We start from the raw sequence: 19,908 nt of genomic DNA, 5'->3' as shown, positions 1-19,908 counted from the left end.
ACCGGCGCCCGTCCCCACTCTGGTGGGGGCGGGCGCCGTCGTCCGCGCCGTTTGCCCGCCGCCGCCCGTCCGCCCAGGGCAGAGTGACTGCGAGGGGCAGGGCGAAGGAGGCGGCGGTGCGCAGCAACAACCCGGTGCTCAACCGGCTGGACGAGACCAGCCGGGTGGAGGCCCGGGTGCTCGGCGCCCGTGACGTCGAGCCGATGACCGTCGACGACGTGGTGGTCCGTACCGTCGGGTTGCTGCTCGTGACCGGCGCGACGGCGGCGGTGTCCTGGGCGGTCATCCCCGACGCCGTGTGGCTGGGCGCCGCGTTGGCCGGCAGCGCGCTCGCCTCGATCGCGCTGGTCCTGGTCATCTCGTTGCGGGGGATCACCAACCCGGTGCCGATCGTCGGCTACGCCATCCTTCAGGGCCTGCTGTTGGGGGTGGCGAGCCGCACCTTCGAGCAGGTCTACCCGGGCATCGTGGTGCAGGCGGTGGCCGGCACCTTCGGCGTCTTCCTCGGCATGGCGGCGCTCTACCGGGCCCGGGTGATCCGGGCGACGCCCCGGCTGGCCCGCCTGGTGATCGGCACCCTGCTCGGCATCGCCGTGCTCAGCGTGGTCAACCTGGTGTCGTACCTGATCACCGGGCGAGCGGGCCTGGCGGTCTACAGCGTCAGCGGGGAGGTCGGCTGGCTGCCGTACGCCTTCTCGGTGGTGGCCATCATCGCCGGGGCGTTCAGCTTCATCCTCGACTTCGACCTCGTCGAGCGCTCGGTGCGCGACGGTCGCGCCCGTCGGTACGCGTGGCTGAGCGCGTTCGGCCTGCTCACCGGGTTGGTCTTCCTCTACTGGCAGCTGCTGCGGCTGCTCAGCTACCTGCGCCGGTGACCGGCCCGACCCGAGCCGGTCGGTGTCGGCCGTAGACTCGGCGGCGATGAGCGCAGCGGAGTTGGACAAGGCCGTGCAGTTGCTGGTCCGTCAGATCACGCACTGGCAGCAGCCCCGGTGGGCGGCGGCCGCGACCGCCGGCAACGTGTCCCGTGCCGACCTGGTGCACCGGCTGGTGCAGGAGATCGCCAACCTGGCCGCCGACGCCGAGGGGGAGCCGCGTCGGGTCGTGCCGCGGCTCGACAACGACCTGGCCCTGCGCGACCAGCTGCGGGTGGTCACGGCGGACCTGCTGGCCGCCGACCCGGGGGCCGAGGCGCTGACGCGGGTCGCCGCCGAGGTGACGGCGACCCGCAGCGCGCTCTGAGGGCGGCTCGGCTCAGCTGAGCCGTTCGAGCACCATGGCCATGCCCTGGCCACCGCCCACGCACATGGTCTCCAGACCGATGGTCTTGTCGTGCCACTCCAGTGCGTTGAGCAGGGTGCCGGTGATCCGGGCGCCGGTCATGCCGAACGGGTGGCCGACCGCGATGGCGCCGCCCATCACGTTCAGCTTCTCCTCCGGGATGCCCAGCTGGCGGTAGGAGGGGATGACCTGCGCGGCGAACGCCTCGTTGATCTCGACGAGGTCGACGTCGTCGATGGTCATGCCGGCTCGGCGCAGCGCCTGCCGGGACGCCTCCACCGGCCCGAGACCCATGATCTCCGGCGACAGGGCGGTCACCCCGGTCGAGACGATCCGGGCCAGCGGGGTGAGCCCGAGCTCCTCGGCCCGCTGGGCGCTCATCACCACCACGGCGGCCGCGCCGTCGTTGAGCGGGCAGCAGTTGCCGGCGGTGATCCGACCATCCGGGCGGAACACCGGCTTCAGGCCGGCGACCGCGTCCAGGGTGACACCGGCCCGGGGCCCGTCGTCGGCGCTCACCACGGTGCCGTCCGGCGTGGTGACCGGGGTGATCTCCCGGGCCCAGAAGCCGTCGGCGATGGCCTTCTCGGCGAGGTTCTGGCTGCGTACGCCGAACTCGTCCATGTCGGCGCGGGTGACGTCGTACACCTGGGCCAGGTTCTCCGCGGTCTGCCCCATGGTCAGGTAGATGTCGGGCAGCTCACCGGCCTCGCGCGGGTCGGTCCACACCTCGGCGCCGCCCTGCGCGCGGCGCTTCGAGCGCTCGCCGGCCGGGCCGAAGCGCGGGTTCTCCCAGCCGCCGCCGACCAGGGCCTGCGCCTCGGGCGGCAGCCCGTCGGAGCTGCCCCGGGCGTAGCGGGACACCATCTCCACCCCGGCGGAGACGAACACGTCGCCCTCGCCGGCCCGGATCGCGTGCATCGCCATCCGGGTGGTCTGCAGCGACGAGGCGCAGTAGCGGGTCAGCGTGGCGCCGGGGACAGTGTCCAGACCGAGGAGGGTGGACACCACCCGGGCCATGTTGAAGCCCTGCTCGCCGCCGGGCAGGCCGCACCCGAGGTAGAGGTCGTCGATCGTGGTGGGGTCGAGCGCGGGGATCTTGTCCAGCGCGGCCTGGACGATGGTCGCGGCGAGGTCGTCGGAGCGGACGTCGCGCAGGGATCCCTTGTGCGCCCGGCCGATGGGGGAGCGGGCGGTGGCGACGATGACGGCGTCGCGGGACGACTCAATCGGCATGGACCAACGTTAACCCGCCAGTAACATGGCGCGGAAGAAGCGGGCACGGCGGGAAATGTCACCCCTGGCGGGACGATCTAGCGCCGGGTCGTGGCCGCCGCCGCGGCGACGATGGCGGGCAGCAGCGCGTGCGCCCACACCCGGTAGCCGTCGGCGGAGGGGTGGAAGCCGTCCTGGCAGAGCGTCCCCGCGTCGGCCCGGAACACCGGCCCCGTCTCGGTGGCCAGGTCGACCACGGAGCCGCCCGCCTCCAACACGGCCGTGGTCTGCGCGCGGGCCACCCGACGCCCGGACCAGCCGACCACCTGGCGCAGCGGAGGCGCGATGGCGCGCACCGCACCGAGGTCGGGGCAGGTGCCCACCACCACCTCGACGCGGGCCTCCCGCAGCCGGTGCACCGCCGCGCCGAGATAGGCCGCCGCGTCGGAGGGTCGGCGCAGCCCGGTGGCGTCGTTGGCGCCGATCAGGATCAACGCCACGTCGGGCCGCTCACCGAGCAGGGACCGGGCCACCTGGGTGGCGAGGTCGGTCGAGCGGGACCCGGAGACGCCGACGCTGGACAGGTGCACCCGGCGGCCGGTCGGGCCCTCGGCGAGCAGGTTGGCCAACTGCCCGCCGATGGTGTCCTCCAGCCGGTCGACACCCACGCCCAGCGCCGACGAGTCGCCCAGCAGCACCAGTCGCAGCGGCGGGGCGCCCGCCCGGCCGATCGTGGCGCGCAGGGCCAGGCCCAGCTCCGGTTGGGCGTAGCGTCGGTGCCGGGCGACGAAGGCCTCACCGGCGAGGACGGCGGCACCCCCGACGGTGCCGGCGAGCAGCGAGAAGGCCGCCGCCCGACCCAGGCGGCCGGCGAGGCCGGAGGTCACGCTCCGCGCGCTGCGCTCGTTCATGCCAGTCCCTCCACTGTCGAGGTGTCCGAGGCGGACCCGTGCTGCGGCACCGCGCCGACACCGAAGAACGCCCGTCGGCGCAGCTGCGCCCACCGGCCGGCCGGCCCTCGGTCGCGGCCCCGGACCTGGACGCCGCTGACCTCCGTGCCGGCGTGTCGAGCCGCCTCCTGCGCGGCCTTCGGCAGCGACCGTACGCCCTCGCCGCGCGTCGGTGTGGCCCGTCGTTCCGGGGTCGCGCCGAGGGCGGAGAGCATCGTCGGCAGGAGCGCGGCGGCAGCCATCGCGTACCCCTCGGCGGAGGGGTGGAACCGGTCCCAGGCGAACATCCGGGTCGGCTCGGCCGCGAACCGGGGGCCGAGCAGGTCACCGAGAGAGACCGTCCAGCCGCCCGCCTCGACCACGGCCACCGTCTGGGCGGCGGCGAGCTGGCGGCTCCAGCGGTGCGCCAGCCAGCGCAGCGGTGGCTGGATCGGGCGGATCGCGCCCAGGTCGGGGCAGGTGCCGACGACCACCTCGCACCCCGCGTCGCGCAGCGTGTGCACCGCCTCGACCAGGTAGCGCACCGCCAGGGCGCGTGGGGTGCGGTTGGTGATGTCGTTGCCGCCGATGAGGATCACCGCGATGTCGGGGCGGCATTCCAGCGCCGCCTCCACCTGGTAGCGCAGCGCCGCCGAGATGGCGCCGACCACCGCGAAGCGGTGCAGCTGCACCGGCCGGTGCAGTCGACGGGACAGGCCGGTGGCGAGCAGCGCCCCGGGCGTCTCCCGACGGCGGTGCACCCCGTAGCCGGCCGCCGACGAGTCACCGAGCACGACCATGGTGAGCGCCGGACCGGGGAACTTCGCGCCGTACATCCCATCGCAGCGCGGTGGCGGCGCCTCGGCCATCGGGATGGTCCGTCGAGCCTGGCGGGCCTGGCCGACCAGCACCCCACCGGTCGCCACCGCGGCCGCCGCGGTGGCGCCTGTCCCGATGGCTGCCAGCCGAACGAACCGCCGGGCCTGCCGCCAGCGCTCACCACCGGGTACGACGGAATGTGCCACCCCCATACCGCGACATTATCGCGCTGGCCCGACACCCCGCTGTCGTCGTGACGGCACCCGGGTGCCTGGAAACCGACGCGACGGGGTACCTGTGCGGGAGAGGCCGGCCGACTTGCGCCGACCCGCCACCATGATCCGGCGGAGAGGAGCGCGACGATGGGGAAGACACTGAAGCGCAGCGCGGCGTTCACGGCCCTGGCACGGGCCCTGGCGGCCGGGGCGCGCAACGGGCCGTCGATCGGCACGCGGTTGGCCGCGCTGCCCCGAATGATCCGAGCCACCACCAAGGGGGAGTACGACGGCGGTCTCCGGCTGGCCCTGATGACGGCGGCGACCGCGTACATCGTCTCGCCGATCGACCTGCTCCCGGAGATCCCACTGGCGATCTTCGGGCTGGCCGACGACGCGGTCATGATCACGTGGTTGGCCGGCAGTGTGCTCGCCGAGACCGATCGCTTCCTGGAGTGGGAGGCCCGCCGCAGCTCGGTCATCCCCGGGGGGCTGGTGCCCTGACGACACGTACGCTTGGCGACGAGGAAACGTCTTCCCGGTCGCCACCGCCGGCGCCGCAACGAAGGGCACACCGTGCAGTACTACGACAACGTCGTCGACATGATCGGAAACACCCCGCTGGTGCGTCTGCGTAACGTCACCGAGGGCATCCAGGCCACCGTGCTGGCCAAGGTGGAGTACGTCAACCCGGGCGGCTCGGTGAAGGACCGGATCGCGCTGCGGATGGTGGAGGACGCCGAGGCCGCCGGCCTGCTCAAGCCCGGCGGCACCATCGTCGAGCCGACCAGCGGCAACACCGGCGTCGGGCTGGCCCTGGTGGCCCAGCTCAAGGGCTACAAGTGTGTCTTCGTCTGCCCGGACAAGGTCAGCCAGGACAAGCAGGACGTGCTCCGGGCGTACGGTGCCGAGGTGGTGGTCTGCCCGACGGCCGTCGCGCCGGAGGACCCGCGCTCGTACTACAACGTCTCCGACCGGCTGACCCGGGAGATCCCCGGCGCCTGGAAGCCCAACCAGTACAGCAACCCGGCCAACCCGCGCTCGCACTACGAGACCACCGGCCCGGAGCTGTGGAAGCAGACCGACGGCGAGCTCACCCACTTCGTGGCCGGCGTCGGCACCGGCGGCACCATCTCCGGCATCGGCCGGTACCTCAAGGAGGCATCCGAGGGTCGGGTGCGGGTCGTCGGGGCCGACCCGGAGGGCTCGGTCTACTCCGGCGGCACCGGCCGGCCGTACCTGGTGGAGGGCGTCGGCGAGGACTTCTGGCCGGAGACGTACGACCGGGGTGTCGCCGACGAGATCGTCGAGGTCTCCGACAAGGCGTCCTTCGAGATGACCCGGCGGCTGGCCCGCGAGGAGGGGCTGCTGGTCGGCGGCTCCTGCGGGATGGCGGTGGTCGCCGCCCTGGAGGTCGCCCGTCGGGCCGGCCCGGACGACGTGGTGGTGGTGCTGCTGCCCGACGGCGGCCGCGGCTACCTCTCCAAGATCTTCAACGACTCGTGGATGGCCCGGTACGGCTTCCTCGACAACTCCGGCGCCGAGCCGACGGTGGCCGACGCGCTGGCCAGCAAGCCGGGCGGGCTGCCCGAGCTGGTGCACGTGCACCCGACCGAGACCGTCCGCGACGCGATCGACTACATGCGCGAGTACGGCGTCTCGCAGCTGCCGGTGCTCAAGGCCGAGCCGCCCGTGGTGACCGGTGAGGTCGCCGGCTCGATCGCCGAGCGGGACCTGCTCGACGCGCTGTTCACCGGTCAGGCCCACCTGCACGACACGATCGAGCGGCACATGGGCGACCCGCTGCCGATGATCGGCGGTGGTCAGCCGGTGAGCGAGGCGGTGGGCTTGCTGGAGAAGTCCGACGCCGCCCTGGTCCTGGTCGACGGCAAGCCCAAGGGTGTCCTCACCCGCCAGGACCTCCTGTCCCACCTAGGCGCCCACTGAGCCTGCGGGAAGCCGCCTTGTTCAGGCGTCCAGCGGGCGGGCGTAGCGGAGTTGGGGCGTGAGGGCTGTGCCGATGTGCTCCTCACGCTCCGCTCCGGTCGGGGTCCAGCCGCCGCGCTCGTAGAAGGAGCGGGCGTGGACGTTGTCCCGGAGCACCCAGAGCACGGCCCGCCGCCAACCCTGCGCCCGCATGGCGTCCAGCGCGTCCACCATGAGGGCGCGGCCGACGCCGCGGCCCTGTTCGGCCGGGTCGAGGTGGATCGCGTTGAGCAGCCCGGTGGCCGGGTCGTCCTCGTCGTCCGGGCCCAGATGGCTGAACCCGACCAACGCCCCGGCCCGCTCGGCCACGGTCATCCGGTGGGTGTCCCGCTCCCAGATCCACCGCTCGACCCAGTACCGCCCCATCGCCTCCGGTGTCGGGTCGGCCAGCGCCTCGGCCGGCAGGAAGGCGGAGTACGCGGCGACCCGGGAGCGCTGGTGCAGGGAGCCCACCGCCATCAGGTCGCCTTCGGTCGCGGGGCGGAGCGTGACGGTCACCCGGCCGAGGCTACCCGGCGCGGCGGAAGCTGCACCGTGGTCAGATCCTCGGCGATGATCAGGTCGCCGTCGAAGTGCGCGCGCGCCTCGTCGTGGAACCGGCGCGGGTCGGCGTAGCGCTGGGAGAAGTGGGTGAGCACGAGTCGGCGTACCCCGGATTCGGTCGCCACCCGGGCGGCCTGCGCCGCGGTCAGGTGGCCGACCTCGGCGGCCAGCGCGGCCTCCGACTCCAGGAAGGTCGACTCGATGACCAGCAGGTCGGCGTGCTCGGCGAGGGCGTACACCCCGTCGCAGAGGCCGGTGTCCATCACGAACGCGAACCGCTGCCCCGGCCGGGGCACGCTTACCTCGGCCCGGGTGACGCGGCGTCCGTCGAGGTCCAGGTGCCCGACGCGGATCAGCTCGCCGACGGCCGGCCCAGCGATGCCGTACGCGGCCAGTTTCTCCGGCACCATCCGGTGCCCGTCCGGCTCGACCAGCCGGTAGCCGTACGTCTCGATGGGGTGCCGGAGCCGGCGTGCCTCCAGCGTGCCGCAGCGCAGGGCGATCCGCTGCCCGTCGGCCTCGATGGGCTCGACCCGCAGCTCGGCGGTCTCGTAGAACGAGGTGGCGTACCGCAGTCGGGTGAAGTATTCGGCGCTGCCGGCGGGGAAGTGCACGGCGACCGGGTGCGCCACCCGGTCCAGGGAGAGTCGCTGGATGGTGCCGGGCAGGCCGAGGCAGTGGTCGCCGTGGAAGTGGGTGACGCAGATTCGGGTCAGGTCGGTGGCGGTGACCGTGGTGTGCAGGAGCTGACGCTGGCTGCCCTCACCCGGGTCGAAGAGGATCACCTCGTCGTCCCAGCGCAACACGTACCCGTTGTGGTTGCGCTGGCGGGTCGGCGCCTGGCTGGCCGTCCCCAGCACCACCAGCTCGCGCATGGACATCGCCACTCCCGCGGATATGGAGCGACCCCCGGGGCGCTCCGCGCATGTGCGCGGGCCGGCTGGACTTGGCCGGCACCCCGGGGGTCGGGTGGCTGTCGTGGATTCGCCGCACCGCTGCCACACGGTCTCGACGATGGTGCTTTTTGCCCGCCTCGCGGCAGGCCGATCACTGTCGAGGACAGCGGCTAGCTGACAGCCACCTCACGAGTCCGATTGCTATACAAGTCTGGACCACCTCCTTTCACGTGTACGGCCACGTTATCGAGTTCTCGGCGGGCTCGGCAACGGATTTCGATCACAGGGCCGAACGGGAATGCCCGGCCACCTTCTGGGTGGCCGGGCATCACGTGGGTTCCGGTGGCTGGCGGTCAGCCGCCGACTCGGGCCACGCCGACCGGGCAGCTCAGCCCGTTCGGGCCGTGGTTGCAGTACCCGTTCGGGTTCTTGGTCGGCGCCAGGTACTGCTGGTGGTAGTCCTCGGCGAAGTAGTAGCTGCCGAGCGGGGCGATCTCGGTGGTGATCTCACCCTTGCCGGCCCGCGTCACGATCGGCTGGAACGCGTCCCGGGACGACTCCGCGATGGTCCGCTGCTCGTCGGTGGTCGTGTAGATCGCCGAGCGGTACTGGGTACCCACGTCGTTGCCCTGACGCATGCCCTGGGTCGGGTCGTGGTTCTCCCAGAAGACCTTCAGCAGATCCTCATAGTTGATCTTGCTGGGGTCGTACACCACCTGGACGACCTCGGCGTGCCCGGTCCGGCCGGAGCACGTCTCCTCGTACGTCGGGTTCTTGGTGATGCCACCCGCGTAGCCGGCGGAGGTGGTGTAGACGCCGGGCAGCGTCCAGAACAGCCGCTCGGCGCCCCAGAAACAGCCCATACCGAAGACCGCGACCTGAAGGCCCTCCGGGAACGGGCCCTTCAACGGGGTGCCCAGCACCTCGTGGCGGTCGGCGACCGGCATGGCGATCGGGCGGCCCGGCAGGGCCTGGTCGGGCGAGACCATATCGGCGTTCATACGGCGCAAAAACACGGTGGGGATCTCCTCTCGTACCTCTCCCAGCGTGTAACGCCGGAGGGTTCTGCTTCCTTACCCGCGTGGCCGTGGCTCAGGCCCCACCGGCAAGCGCCGTCGCGACCCGGTCCGCGTAGGTCTGGGCCTCGGTGTCGTCGTCGTACCGGGTGCGCGGCCAGAAGAAGCCCCGCAACCCGTCGCCCTTGGTCCGCGGGACCACGTGGGTGTGCAGATGCGGCACCGATTGGGACACCTTGTTGTTCATCGCCACGAACGTCCCACCGGCGCCGAGAGCGGTCTCCACCGCCACCGCCAGCCGCTGGACCATGGCGAAGTAGTTGGGCAGCAGATCGGCCGGCAACTCCGCCAGGGTCACCAGGTGCACCCGGGGCACCACCAGCACATGCCCCTTGAACACCGGCCGGGTGTCCAGGAACGCCACCCCGTCCGGGGTGTCGGCCACCCGGAACGCCGGCACCTCGCCCGTCACGATCCCGCAGAACACGCAACCGCTCATCCGACCAGGCTATGCCGGTGGCCCCGCGGGACACGGCGCCCCCCGCGCGCGAACCGGCTGTGGTAATCATCTACGTGAATAAATGAGCGCGGGACGATTCCGGCCGTCGGCGTGCGCGTCGATGCCTTGAAAGGACGAACCTTGCAGATCAGAAGAGGTCTCACCCTGGCGCTGGCGGCGCTGACCGCCGGGGTGTTCACCGGCGCGGTCCCGGGTCACGCCCAGGCGGCCGCCGCGCCGACCGTCACCCCGCTGCCGCTGAACACAGTGGCCGACGTGGTGTCGGCCGGTGACCGGGTCTTCGTCAGCGGTGGCAGCTCCGCCACCGACGTCGTGGTGACCAGCGCGACAGGCACGGTGGTCGGTGCGCTGTCGGGTCTGCCCGGCCCCACCGACCTGCTGCTCAGCGCCGACCGGCGGACGCTCTACGTGGCGCTGCCCACCGCCAACGCCATCGCCGCCTTCGACACCGGCTCGTTGGTCGAGTCGGCCCGGTACGACACCGGCGCGGGCGAGTGCCCGTCGTCGCTGGCGTTGACCGGCCGGTACCTGTGGTTCGGCTACGGCTGTGACCAGTGGGGCGGCAACATCGGCCGGATCGACCTGGGACGTCAGCCGGCCCGCCTCAGCACCGGCGTGGTCAGCGAGGACTTCTACTACGCCCCGTTGCTGGCCGCCGCCAGCCAGAACCGGGCGGTGCTGCTCGCCGGTCAGCCCGGGTTGAGCCCGGCGTCGGTGTACGCCTACGGGATCGGTGCCGCAGGAGCGTTGACCATGCTGCGGACCAACCAGTTCTCGGCCGTCGGCAGCAACCTGCGCGACATCGCCCTCGACCCGACCGGCGCCACCCTCTACACGGCCGCCGGCTCCCCACCGCTGGTGCAGGCGTTCCCGTTCGCCGACATCGCCACCCCCAGCGCGACGTACGCCACCGGCCCCTACCCGCGGGCGGTCGAGCTGTCGCGGCTCGGCACCCGGATCGCCGCCGGCGCCGACGCCGCCTACGACCCGGACGTCTTCGTGTTCGCCGCGGACGGCACCGAACAGGCCCGCTACGAGTTGGGCGATGAGCTCAGCGCCGGAGGGCTGGCCTGGTCGCCGAACGAGACCCGGGTCTACGCGGTCACCTCGGACTGGACCGGTGCCCGTCCGGCCGCCCTGCACGTGCTGCCCGTTCCGGCCGCCTGACCCGGGCGCTGGTGCGCGAGGGCCGGGCCAGTCGGTCCGGCCCTCGCCCGGGAGCGCGGGTTCCGTTCCAGCCCTCGGGACGGGGCACTAGCCTCACCAGAATGAGTCACGGCTTCGAGACGCTCGCCATCCACGCCGGTCAGGACCCTGAGGCCCGCACCGGCGCGGTGATCCCACCGATCTACCAGACCAGCACGTACGCCCAGGACGCCGTCGGCGCACCTCGCCTCGGCTACGAGTACAGCCGATCCGGCAACCCGACCCGTGACGCGCTCCAGGAGTGCCTGGCGGCGCTGGAGGGCGGGCCGGTGGGGCTCGCCTTCGCCAGCGGCCTGGCGGCGGAGGACACCCTGCTGCGGGCCGTGTGCCAGCCCGGCGACCACGTGGTGATCCCGGACGACGCGTACGGCGGCACGTACCGGCTCTTCGCCCGGGTCGCCCAGCGCTGGGGCCTGGAGTTCAGCCCGGCCAAGGTCTCCGACCCCGACGCGGTCCGGGCGGCCGTGCAGCCCGGCCGCACCAAGATCGTCTGGGTGGAGACGCCGACCAACCCGCTGCTTGGCATCGCCGACATCGCCGCCCTGGCCGCCGTGGCACACGACGCGGGCGCCCTGCTGGTGGTGGACAACACCTTCGCCTCGCCGTACCTCCAGCAACCGATCGCCTTCGGCGCGGACGTGGTGGTGCACTCCACCACCAAGTACATCGGTGGGCACTCCGACGTGGTCGGTGGCGCGCTCGTCGTCGCCGACGCCGGGCTCGGCGAGGAGTTGCGCTACCACCAGAACGCGATGGGCGCGATCAACGGCCCGTTCGACGCCTGGCTCACCCTGCGCGGCATCAAGACCCTCGGGGTACGCATGGACCGGCACTGCGACAACGCCGAGCGGCTCGCCGCGTACCTCGACGGTCACGCCAAGGTCGCCCAGGTGCTCTATCCGGGGCTGCCCTCGCACCCCGGTCACGAGGTGGCCGCCAAGCAGATGCGCCGGTTCGGCGGCATGATCTCGTTCCGCGCCGCCGGTGGTGAGGACCACGCCGTGGACATCTGCAACCGGGCCAAGCTCTTCGTGCTCGCCGAGTCGCTGGGTGGTGTGGAATCCCTGATCGAGCACCCGGGTCGGATGACACACGCAAGTGCTGCCGGCTCGCCGCTTGAAGTTCCCGGCGATCTCGTGCGACTGTCTGTCGGCATCGAGACGGTCGACGACCTACTCGCCGATCTGGAGCAGGCGCTGGGCTGACCGCTGGGGGAGGATGGCCGTGCAGGACATCATGGCGACCTGGGTCGGAGCGACCGCAAAGCAGATCGCCCGAGGCGTACGCCGAGGTGACGTCTCGGCGACCCAGGTCGTCGCCGACCACCTCGAGTACATCTCCCGAGCCGACCGTGAGCTGGCCGCGTTCCGCGCCGTGCGCGGTGGCGAGGCGATCACCGAGGCGGAGAAGGTCGACGAGCAGGAGGACCTGGCCAACCTGCCGCTGGCCGGGGTTCCGGTGGCGGTCAAGGAGAACACTCCGGTCGCCGGCCTGCCCACCTGGAACGGGTCGGCCGCCGCCCGCACCGACGTCGCCGAGGCCGACCACGAGGTGGTGCGTCGGCTGCGTGGCGCCGGCGCGGTGATCCTCGGCGTGACCCGGATGCCGGAGCTGGGGCTGTGGGCCCTCACCGACGACGACAGCGCGGTGACCCGTAACCCGTGGGACAGCACGCGTACCCCGGGTGGGTCCTCGGGCGGTGCCGCCGCCGCGGTCGCCGCCGGGTTGGTGCCGATCGCGCACGCCAACGACGGCCTCGGCTCGATCCGGATTCCGGCGGCCTGCTGCGGACTTGTCGGGCTCAAGCCCGGTCGAGGTGTGGTCCCCTGCCAGCTCGGGGCGGACGACTGGTTCGGCCTCACCGAGCACGGCATGCTGACCAGCACGGTCGCCGACGCGGCGGTCGGCTTCTCGGTGCTCGCCGGCCGGCGTCCCGAGAAGTTGGTCCCCCCGCAGCGCCTGCGGGTGGGCGTTTCGCTGCGCTCACCGGTGCGCGGTGTCACACCGGACGCGCCGAACCGGGACGCGGTCGCCGCCGCCGGTCGGCTCCTCGCCACCGCCGGGCACGACACGGTGCCCGCCGATCCGGTCTACCCCACCGCCCTGGGCCTCCAGGGCATCGCCACCTGGCTCGCCGCCGCCGCCACCGACGTCCGGGCCGCTGGCCTGGACCGACGCGGTCTGCAACGGCGCACCCGGCGGCACGTCGCGCTGGGCGAGTGGGCGCAACGTCGCGGCTACGTGCGGGAGGCGGACCGGGCGGCCTGGCGGCAGCGGTCGCTCGACTTCTTCACCGACCACTCGATCGACCTGCTGCTCACCCCGGCGCTGGCCAGCGCGCCACCGGAGGCGGCCCGCTGGTCGGAGCGGTCCTGGCGGTCGAACATGACCGCCAACATCCGGTACGCCCCGTACGCGGCGCCCTGGAACATCGCCGGCCTGCCGGCGGTCGTCGTGCCGGTCGGCCGCCGCCCGGACGGCCTGCCGGTCGCCGTGCAGCTGGTCGGTCCGCCCGGCTCGGAGTTGCTGCTGCTCGGTGTGGCCGGCCAGTTCGAGATGGCCGCCCCGTGGACGCGTCACGCTCCCGGCTACCCCCGGGTCGGCACGGAGTCGCCAGCCACCGCCTGATCGTCGACGGTGTACGCGGTGTCGGGCACTCCGGTGTCGCCGCCGAGGGCTGCGCAGGCGGGTGGCACGATCGGGGCATGACGGAACTGGTCGGTCTCGACGACGTGCGGGCCGCACGGGAGTTGCTCGCTGGCGTCACCCGCACCACCCCGCTGGAGCCGTCCCGGCCGCTCAGCGCGGCGCTGGGCGGGCCGACGTGGCTCAAGTGCGAGAACGTGCAGCGCGCCGGCTCGTACAAGGTGCGGGGCGCGTACGTGCGGATCTCCCGGTTGTCGGCGGCGGAGCGGGAACGGGGTGTGGTCGCGGCGAGCGCGGGCAACCACGCGCAGGGCGTGGCCCTCGCCGCCGGCCTGGTCGGCACGCACGCCACCGTCTTCATGCCGGTCAACGCGCCGCTGCCGAAGGTGGCCGCCACCAAGGGGTACGGCGCGCAGGTCGAGCTCGCGGGGAACACCGTCGACGAGTCGCTGGTGGCCGCGCAGACGTACGCCGAGCGCACCGGCGCGGTGCTGATCCACCCGTTCGACCACCCCGATGTGATCGCCGGGCAGGGCACGGTGGCGCTGGAAATCCTCGAACAGTGCCCGGACGTGAAGACGATCATCACCGGGGTGGGCGGCGGCGGGCTGATCTCGGGCATGGCGGTGGCCGCGAAGGCGTTGCGGCCGGACGTCCGGATCATCGGCGTGCAGGCGGCCGGGGCGGCGGCGTTCCCACCCTCACTGGTGGCCGGAGAGCCGGTCCGGCTGCCCGTCTTCTCCACCATCGCCGACGGCATCGCGGTCGGCCGGCCGGGCGAGATCACCTTCAACCACGTGCGCAAGCTGGTCGACGAGATCGTCACGGTCTCCGAGGAGGACATCTCCCGGGCCCTGCTGATGCTGTTGGAGCGGGGTAAGCAGGTGGTCGAGCCGGCCGGGGCGGTCGGTGTCGCCGCGCTGCTGGCCGGCGTGGTCGAGGTGGAGACCCCGGTGGTCGCGGTGCTCTCCGGCGGCAACATCGACCCGTTGCTGATGATGCGGGTGATCGAGCACGGGTTGGCCGCGGCGGGTCGCTATCTGCGGGTGACCGTCCGCTGTTCGGACCGGCCGGGGCAGCTCGCGTCGCTGCTCAGCCAGATCGCCGAGCACCGGGCCAATGTGGTGGACGTGGAGCACCAGCGGGCCAACCCGCACCTCAGCCTCGGCGAGGTGGAGGTGGCGCTGTCGGTGGAGACCCGGGGCGTCGAGCACTCGGACACCCTGATCAGCGCCTTGCGGGCCAGCGGCTACCAGGTGGTCTTCGCGGCCGAGGCGTGACACCGGTGGGTGCCACGCCTCGGATGCGCGGGGTTTCGACAGTGGGTGCCGGGCGTCGGTCAGCCCGGCCGGCACCGGGTGGCGCGGTCGGCGACGGTCAGCCGGAGAACGGCTCGAAGCTGACCACGGTCACCTTGATGTCGGCGCCGCTGGGCGCCGTGTAGGTGCAGGTCTGCCCGGCTCGACCGCCCAGGATCGCCTTGCCCAGCGCGGACTCGGGGCTGTAGACGGTCAGGTCGGTGGTGGCCGCGATCTCCCGGGAACCGAGCAGGAAGGTCTCGGTGTCGTTGGTGTCGTCGTCGAAGTAGATCGTCACCACCATGCCCGGCGACACCGCGTCGGCGGTGGGAGCCGCGCCGACCTTCGCGGTGCGCAGCAGCTCCTGCAGGTAGCGAATGCGACCCTCGGCCTTGCCCTGCTCCTCGCGGGCGGCGTGGTAGCCGCCGTTCTCCCGCAGGTCGCCCTCCTCGCGCCGAGCGTTGATCTCGGCTGCGATCGCCGGGCGGTTGGCGATGTGCTCGTCGAGCTCGGCCTGGAGGCGGTCGTACGCGTCCTGCGACAGCCAGGTGGCGGGCGCCTCGTTGCCAGTGGACACAGGCGTTCTCCTCAGTTGTGCGTGGCTGGCTGACAGGTGAACTACCAAGTTACCAGTGCGGTACGACACAGCGTGTCGGCCATCACCGCCGGTGTCCGGATCCGACACCCGCGGTAGGCGCTCGATCCGCCCCGCCCTCGGCGCTGTTCGGGCAGGTCAGGACGGTGGTCGGCAGCGCAGAACCTCACCGATGAACGGCCGCGCGGTGGTGGCCAGGCGGTGCCGGGTCGTGACGTGCCGATCCCCCGGAGCGGCGGTCACGGTGACCTGTTCGCGGGCCACCTCGGCGCCGGCACGGTCCCGGGCGCGCAGTACGCAGACCGCTGATCCACCCGCCGGGACGGTCACCCGGAAGTCGACGAGCACCTGATTGTCCGTGATGTCGGTGTACGTGATCACCTGGGCGTCGTATGCCGGGTCGCCGTACTGGCGGTAGAGCCGGACCGAGATAACGGTCAGCGTTGCCACGAGCGCCAGCAGCGCCAGCGCGGCCAGCAGCGTACGACGGCGCTTTCCGCCCGGCGCCCGACGGCGGCCGTAGCGCCCGGCCGGGAATACCGGCGCGCCTGGTGAAATTGTGGCGTGCGTCTCGGTCACCGGCGGGTATCTCCTGGCGTTGTTGTCGGCGGCATCGGCAAGAATGACAGAGCCCCATCCTCCCACCCGGTCCAGCGGCAGGAATGGCAGGTCATGCCCGGCGCTGGTGACCGGCGAAGGGTGCGGTGAGGAAAGATCCCGGCAGGTCAGCCGGTCGAGCCCGGTCGGGTCCACCGTCCGGCACAGACGAGGAGCGCCGAAGTTGGCAGAGCAACTGCGTCTCATGGCCGTGCACGCGCACCCGGACGACGAGTCGAGCAAGGGCGCGGCGACGACGGCGAAGTATGTCGCTCAGGGGGTGGACGTCCTGGTGGTGACGTGCACCGGCGGCGAGCGCGGGAGCGTGCTCAACCCCAAGCTTGACCGGCCCGACGTGTGGGCCAACATCGGCGAGATCCGGCGTGCCGAGATGGACGCCGCGCGAGCCATCCTCGGTGTCGACCAGGCATGGCTGGGCTTCGTCGACTCGGGTCTGCCCGAGGGCGATCCGCTGCCGCCGTTGCCCGAGGGCTGTTTCGCCCTCCAGGACGTCGAGGTCGCCGCGGGTCCGCTGGTGCGGCTGATGCGCGAGTTCCGTCCGCACGTGGTGACCACGTACGACGAAGAGGGTGGCTACCCGCACCCGGACCACATCATGTGCCACAAGGTGAGCGTGGCCGCGTTCGAGGCCGCCGGTGACCCGGAGCGCTACCCGGAGCTGGGCGCGCCCTGGCAGCCGCTGAAGCTCTACTACGACATCGGCTTCTCCAAGGGCAAGATCATGGCCCTGCACGAGGGCATGCTGGCCGCCGGTCTGGAGTCGCCCTACGAGGAGTGGCTCAAGCGGTGGGAGGATCGCCCCGACAAGGGCCCACGGATCACCACCCGCGTCGAGTGCGCCGAATACTTTCCGGTCCGCGATGACGCGCTGCGTGCCCACGCCACCCAGGTCGACCCGGACGGCTTCTGGTTCCACGTGCCGATGGAGCTCCAGAAACGTGCCTGGCCGACCGAGGATTACGAGCTGGCCCGCTCGATGGTCGACAGCCCGCTGCCCGAGTCCGATCTCTTCGCGGGGGTGCGGGAGACGGCGCACGCGCGCTGATTCCCGGCGGGGCTACCCTGGTTACCAACCGCACATCGGAGGAACGCCATGCTGACCGCTGCCCAGGTGCTCGCGGAGAACAACTTCGGGGACACCCGCACGGGTGGTCTGGCCGGGCCGATGGGCCTCTTCCTCATCCTGCTGCTGGCCACCGCGACCATCCTGCTGATCCGCAACATGAACACTCGGCTGCGCCGCCTGCCGGACCGTTTCCCCCAGCAGTCCGGCTCGGCCGACCCGACCAGGGCCGACGCGGCAGTCGTCGATCCGACAGACGGGACCGGGGGGCGTGATTCATCCACGCCCGCTCCCAACGGGCACCAGCAGCACCTGAACGGGTAGTCCGCGCATGAATCACGCCGAACCGGTTGGTCGCCCCCTGTTGCGGCCACCCGGTTTGGCTTAGCCTTCCGCCGGGGGGACCAAAAGTCTCCGAGCCGTGTGCGGGAGGGGGCGCCGATGACCAGCACAGCACCGGCCGCCCGCCGCGACGTCGGTCGGTCGGCTGACGGGGGAGGTCGATGACCTCCGGTCCGGCCGACGAACCGTTCGATCGGCTCGGGGTGCGTGGCACACCGGGCCGGCTGCTCGTGCTCACCGCCGCCGTCACGCTGACCGCCCTGGCCGCCGCCGCGGTCGGCTTGGCCCTCCCGGTCCGGCTACCGGCCGACGACCCCCTCGGCGGTCCGGCCCGCTTCGGCATCGCCGTCGCCGTCCTGGCCCTCGCCCAACTCGCCCGGCTGCGGTTCCGCTCGGCCGCGGGCATGGTCAGCATCACCTGGGGTGAGGCGGCCCTGATCGTCTGCCTCTACCTGACTCCGGCCGGTTGGCTCCCGTCCGCCACGCTGCTCGGCACCGGGCTGGCCTGGACGATGCTGTCACTGCACAACGACCGCCGTCCGGCCCTGGAGATCGTCCGGATCGCCGCGTCGCTGGCCGCCGCGTCCGCCCTGGCCGTCTCCGTGACCACCGCGCTCGGGCGGCCGCTGCTCTCACCGCCCACCCCGATGCTGGCGCTGGCCGTGATCGCCGGTTCGGTGACGTACCTCCTGGTGACCGCCTGGCTGGGCGGCGTGACGTTGGGTCTGCGGCACGGGCTGCCGATCGGGCCGCCGCTGCTCGCCGCGCTACGCGGCAAGCTGCTGATGTTCGTCGGCAACGTGGCGGTCGGCCTCGTCGTGGTCGCCCTGCTGGAGCTGGACCCGCGCTGGTTGCTGTTGCTGCCGCCGCTGCTGTGGCTGCTTCAGCAGACCTACCGTTACCGGCTGCGCTCCGACCAGGAGCGCCGCACCTGGCGTGCCTTCGCCGAGGCCACCGCGGCCCTCAACCAGCTCGACGAGCGGGGCGTGGCCAGCGCGGCGGTCACCGGGGCGCTGACGCTGTTCAACGCCGAACTGGTGGACGTCGACGTGGCCCGGTCCGACGGCCGGTGGCACCGCTACCGGGGAGACGCCAGCGGTCAGCTGGTCGACCGGGAGACCGGCCCACCGGACCAGTCGGAGCCGGACGAGCACGAGCTGAGCCGGGCGCTGTCGGTCGGCGCCGCGCCGGTCGGTCGGCTGCGGGTGCGGTTCCCCCGCTCGGCCCCGCCCACGGCCCGGGAGCGTGACGCGGTGGCCGCGTTCGGCGACGCGCTCGCCGCCGCGCTGCACGACGCCGCGACCCACCACGAGCTGCGGCTGGTGACCGCCCGTTCGTCGTACGAGGCGGTGCACGACCCGCTCACCGGGCTCGCCAACCGGGCGGCGATGCTGAGCAAGGGCGATCAGTCGCTGCGACAGCTCAGCCACGATCACCCGGTGGCGCTGCTGCTGCTGGACATCAACCAGTTCAAGGAAGTCAACGACACCCTCGGCCACGCTGCGGGTGACCAGCTGCTGCGGCTCACCGCGAACCGACTCAACACGCTGGTCCGCACCGGCGACCTGCTCGGCCGCCTCGGCGGCGACGAGTTCGCGCTGCTGCTCACGGCGGTGCCGGTGCTCGGTGACCCGGCCGCCCCGATGGCCCACGCGTTGCGCCAGGCCCGCGAGATCGCCGAGCGGTTGGCCGCGCCGACCGAGGTGGCCGGCGTACGGATGTCCATCGAGGTCTCGGTCGGTGTGGTGGTGGCCGCCGCTGGCACCGCAGACCTGACCGAGCTGCTGCGTCGGGCCGACATCGCGATGTACCAGGCCAAGGAGGGCGGCGGCAACGTCGCCGCGTACGACGGCGCGCGCGACGCGGCCAGCACCGACCAGCTCGCCCTGCTGGCCGAGCTGCGTGAGGCGCTGAAGGTCGACGATCAACTGGTGCTGGCACTGCAACCGGCGGTCGACCTGGCCACGGGTGCCCCCACCGGGGTGGAGGCGCTGATCCGTTGGCAGCACCCCCGGCGTGGGTGGCTGAACCCGGCCGACTTCATCCGGCCGGTGGAGAACAGCGAGCAGCTCGGCACCTTCACCCGCTACGTGCTGAACAAGGCGCTCAGCGTGGCCGCCGGTTGGGCCCGGGAGGGGTTGGACGTCCCGATCTCGGTCAACCTCTCGGCGCGCAGCCTGCTCGACCCCCGGTTGCCCGCGGAGATCGCCGACGCGCTGCGCCGCCACCAGGTGCCGCCGCGCCGGCTCGTTCTGGAAATCACCGAGACGGTGGTGATGAGCGAGCTGGAGGTCATCGACGAGGTGCTGGCGACGCTCCGGTCGATGGGCGTGCAACTCGCGGTCGACGACTTCGGCACCGGCTTCTCGTCGCTGACCTTCCTCACCCGGATCGCGGTGGACGAGTTGAAGGTGGACCGCTCCTTCGTCATCCGGATGGCCGACTCGCCGGAAGCCGCGGCGATCGTCCGGACGACGGTGGGCCTCGCTCACGAGTTGGGGCTGCGGGTGGTCGCCGAAGGGGTGGAGACCGCCGAGCAGCGGATGGCCCTGGCCGAGCTGGGGTGCACCTCCGCGCAGGGCTACCACTTCTTCAAGCCGATGCCGGCGGACAAGATCGGCGCGGTGCTCGGGTCGCTGCGCGACTCGGCGGAGTCGAACGTGTTCCGGCTCCGCGCCGACGGCGCGTCCTGACCAGCCGGCGCGACGCCGCCACCGCCG

19 protein-coding genes and 1 pseudogene are annotated in these 19,908 nt (G+C 72.4%); 11 read left to right on the top strand and 9 right to left on the bottom strand.

Features of this window, described 5'->3' with window-relative positions; all coding sequences use genetic code 11:
* Nucleotides 1-116: 116 nt before the first annotated feature.
* Together AC5L30_RS30130 and AC5L30_RS30125 are read left to right on the top strand one after the other, a co-directional pair.
* Nucleotides 117-875: a Bax inhibitor-1/YccA family protein gene (locus AC5L30_RS30130; RefSeq protein ID WP_494871420.1), complete on the top strand. Its 759-nt coding sequence runs from the start codon at nucleotides 117-119 to the stop codon at nucleotides 873-875.
* A gap of 46 nt (nucleotides 876-921) precedes the next feature.
* On the top strand, nucleotides 922-1,242 hold the full coding sequence (locus tag AC5L30_RS30125; RefSeq protein WP_494871418.1) for a hypothetical protein: 321 nt from the start codon (nucleotides 922-924) through the stop codon (nucleotides 1,240-1,242).
* Nucleotides 1,243-1,254: 12 nt separating this feature from the next.
* On the opposite strand, the gene AC5L30_RS30120 is transcribed toward AC5L30_RS30125, so the two are convergent.
* The 3 genes and pseudogenes from AC5L30_RS30120 to AC5L30_RS30110 all read right to left on the bottom strand — a co-directional run.
* Complete coding sequence (locus AC5L30_RS30120) at nucleotides 1,255-2,517, bottom strand: acetyl-CoA C-acetyltransferase (protein ID WP_494871416.1); 1,263 nt, start codon at nucleotides 2,515-2,517, stop codon at nucleotides 1,255-1,257.
* Between the two features lie 77 nt (nucleotides 2,518-2,594).
* A complete protein-coding gene (locus AC5L30_RS30115) occupies nucleotides 2,595-3,407 on the bottom strand; it encodes an SGNH/GDSL hydrolase family protein (protein WP_494871477.1) in 813 nt (270 codons plus the stop codon).
* A pseudogene (locus AC5L30_RS30110) lies at nucleotides 3,393-4,456 on the bottom strand (SGNH/GDSL hydrolase family protein); the annotation flags it as partial. The pseudogene AC5L30_RS30110 and the gene AC5L30_RS30115, both read right to left, overlap by 15 nt.
* A 150-nt stretch (nucleotides 4,457-4,606) precedes the next feature.
* On the opposite strand from AC5L30_RS30110, the gene AC5L30_RS30105 reads away from it, so the two are divergent.
* Complete coding sequence (locus AC5L30_RS30105) at nucleotides 4,607-4,963, top strand: YkvA family protein (RefSeq protein WP_091394216.1); 357 nt, start codon at nucleotides 4,607-4,609, stop codon at nucleotides 4,961-4,963.
* Nucleotides 4,964-5,035: 72 nt separating this feature from the next.
* On the top strand, nucleotides 5,036-6,406 hold the full coding sequence (locus AC5L30_RS30100) for a cystathionine beta-synthase (protein ID WP_494871414.1): 1,371 nt from the start codon (nucleotides 5,036-5,038) through the stop codon (nucleotides 6,404-6,406).
* A 21-nt stretch (nucleotides 6,407-6,427) separates the two neighbouring features.
* Here the strand turns inward: AC5L30_RS30100 and AC5L30_RS30095 are convergent, their stop codons facing one another.
* The 4 genes from AC5L30_RS30095 to AC5L30_RS30080 all read right to left on the bottom strand — a co-directional run bounded on the left by AC5L30_RS30095 (nucleotide 6,428) and on the right by AC5L30_RS30080 (nucleotide 9,399).
* Complete coding sequence (locus AC5L30_RS30095) at nucleotides 6,428-6,943, bottom strand: GNAT family N-acetyltransferase (RefSeq protein WP_494871412.1); 516 nt, start codon at nucleotides 6,941-6,943, stop codon at nucleotides 6,428-6,430.
* Nucleotides 6,940-7,869, bottom strand: coding sequence for a ribonuclease Z (locus AC5L30_RS30090; RefSeq protein ID WP_494871410.1), 930 nt, complete (start codon nucleotides 7,867-7,869; stop codon nucleotides 6,940-6,942). Before AC5L30_RS30090 ends, AC5L30_RS30095 begins: the two co-directional genes overlap by 4 nt.
* Before the next feature lie 368 nt (nucleotides 7,870-8,237).
* Nucleotides 8,238-8,900 (bottom strand): peptide-methionine (S)-S-oxide reductase MsrA, encoded by a 663-nt coding sequence (gene msrA, locus AC5L30_RS30085; protein WP_124854717.1) that lies wholly within the window; start codon nucleotides 8,898-8,900, stop codon nucleotides 8,238-8,240.
* A gap of 76 nt (nucleotides 8,901-8,976) precedes the next feature.
* Entirely contained in the window at nucleotides 8,977-9,399 is a 423-nt protein-coding gene (locus AC5L30_RS30080; protein ID WP_494871407.1) for an HIT family protein, read from the bottom strand.
* Between the two features lie 141 nt (nucleotides 9,400-9,540).
* Here AC5L30_RS30080 and AC5L30_RS30075 point away from each other — a divergent pair, with 141 nt between their 5' ends.
* From AC5L30_RS30075 to ilvA, 4 genes are all read left to right on the top strand, one after another.
* Nucleotides 9,541-10,587, top strand: a complete 1,047-nt coding sequence (locus AC5L30_RS30075) for a hypothetical protein (RefSeq protein WP_494871406.1) — start codon at nucleotides 9,541-9,543, stop codon at nucleotides 10,585-10,587.
* A 101-nt stretch (nucleotides 10,588-10,688) separates the two neighbouring features.
* Entirely contained in the window at nucleotides 10,689-11,831 is a 1,143-nt protein-coding gene (locus AC5L30_RS30070) for a cystathionine gamma-synthase (RefSeq protein WP_494871404.1), read from the top strand.
* 13 nt (nucleotides 11,832-11,844) lie between these two features.
* The gene (locus AC5L30_RS30065) at nucleotides 11,845-13,254 is read left to right on the top strand and encodes an amidase (protein ID WP_494871402.1); all 1,410 of its coding nucleotides are present in this window, start codon (nucleotides 11,845-11,847) and stop codon (nucleotides 13,252-13,254) included.
* A gap of 77 nt (nucleotides 13,255-13,331) precedes the next feature.
* The gene (gene ilvA, locus AC5L30_RS30060; RefSeq protein ID WP_494871400.1) at nucleotides 13,332-14,552 is read left to right on the top strand and encodes a threonine ammonia-lyase; all 1,221 of its coding nucleotides are present in this window, start codon (nucleotides 13,332-13,334) and stop codon (nucleotides 14,550-14,552) included.
* Nucleotides 14,553-14,649: 97 nt separating this feature from the next.
* Here the strand turns inward: ilvA and greA are convergent, their stop codons facing one another.
* Together greA and AC5L30_RS30050 are read right to left on the bottom strand one after the other, a co-directional pair.
* Nucleotides 14,650-15,147, bottom strand: coding sequence for a transcription elongation factor GreA (gene greA, locus AC5L30_RS30055; protein ID WP_494871398.1), 498 nt, complete (start codon nucleotides 15,145-15,147; stop codon nucleotides 14,650-14,652).
* Nucleotides 15,148-15,303: 156 nt separating this feature from the next.
* Nucleotides 15,304-15,744, bottom strand: a complete 441-nt coding sequence (locus AC5L30_RS30050; protein ID WP_494871397.1) for a DUF4307 domain-containing protein — start codon at nucleotides 15,742-15,744, stop codon at nucleotides 15,304-15,306.
* Between the two features lie 202 nt (nucleotides 15,745-15,946).
* Between AC5L30_RS30050 and mca the strand changes: the two genes are divergently transcribed.
* The 3 genes from mca to AC5L30_RS30035 all read left to right on the top strand — a co-directional run bounded on the left by mca (nucleotide 15,947) and on the right by AC5L30_RS30035 (nucleotide 19,881).
* On the top strand, nucleotides 15,947-16,828 hold the full coding sequence (mca, locus tag AC5L30_RS30045; protein ID WP_124854725.1) for a mycothiol conjugate amidase Mca: 882 nt from the start codon (nucleotides 15,947-15,949) through the stop codon (nucleotides 16,826-16,828).
* Between the two features lie 48 nt (nucleotides 16,829-16,876).
* Nucleotides 16,877-17,170: a hypothetical protein gene (locus AC5L30_RS30040; protein ID WP_494871394.1), complete on the top strand. Its 294-nt coding sequence runs from the start codon at nucleotides 16,877-16,879 to the stop codon at nucleotides 17,168-17,170.
* Nucleotides 17,171-17,349: 179 nt separating this feature from the next.
* On the top strand, nucleotides 17,350-19,881 hold the full coding sequence (locus tag AC5L30_RS30035) for a putative bifunctional diguanylate cyclase/phosphodiesterase (RefSeq protein WP_494871392.1): 2,532 nt from the start codon (nucleotides 17,350-17,352) through the stop codon (nucleotides 19,879-19,881).
* Nucleotides 19,882-19,908 lie beyond the last annotated feature (27 nt).

The organism is Micromonospora sp. BQ32, from assembly GCF_059358895.1.
The sequence above is the reverse complement of the archived record's forward strand: the minus strand, read 5'-3'. Positions and strand labels throughout refer to the sequence as shown.

Coding starts and splice junctions, on each gene's coding strand:
- AC5L30_RS30115 (WP_494871477.1), bottom strand. CDS start 3,407: ATGAACGAGCGCAGCGCGCGGAGCGTGACCTCCGGCCTCGCCGGCCGC.
- AC5L30_RS30125 (WP_494871418.1), top strand. CDS start 922: ATGAGCGCAGCGGAGTTGGACAAGGCCGTGCAGTTGCTGGTCCGTCAG.
- AC5L30_RS30090 (WP_494871410.1), bottom strand. CDS start 7,869: ATGTCCATGCGCGAGCTGGTGGTGCTGGGGACGGCCAGCCAGGCGCCG.
- AC5L30_RS30035 (WP_494871392.1), top strand. CDS start 17,350: ATGACCTCCGGTCCGGCCGACGAACCGTTCGATCGGCTCGGGGTGCGT.
- AC5L30_RS30105 (WP_091394216.1), top strand. CDS start 4,607: ATGGGGAAGACACTGAAGCGCAGCGCGGCGTTCACGGCCCTGGCACGG.
- AC5L30_RS30080 (WP_494871407.1), bottom strand. CDS start 9,399: ATGAGCGGTTGCGTGTTCTGCGGGATCGTGACGGGCGAGGTGCCGGCG.
- AC5L30_RS30120 (WP_494871416.1), bottom strand. CDS start 2,517: ATGCCGATTGAGTCGTCCCGCGACGCCGTCATCGTCGCCACCGCCCGC.
- AC5L30_RS30040 (WP_494871394.1), top strand. CDS start 16,877: ATGCTGACCGCTGCCCAGGTGCTCGCGGAGAACAACTTCGGGGACACC.
- AC5L30_RS30065 (WP_494871402.1), top strand. CDS start 11,845: ATGGCCGTGCAGGACATCATGGCGACCTGGGTCGGAGCGACCGCAAAG.
- AC5L30_RS30070 (WP_494871404.1), top strand. CDS start 10,689: ATGAGTCACGGCTTCGAGACGCTCGCCATCCACGCCGGTCAGGACCCT.
- ilvA (WP_494871400.1), top strand. CDS start 13,332: ATGACGGAACTGGTCGGTCTCGACGACGTGCGGGCCGCACGGGAGTTG.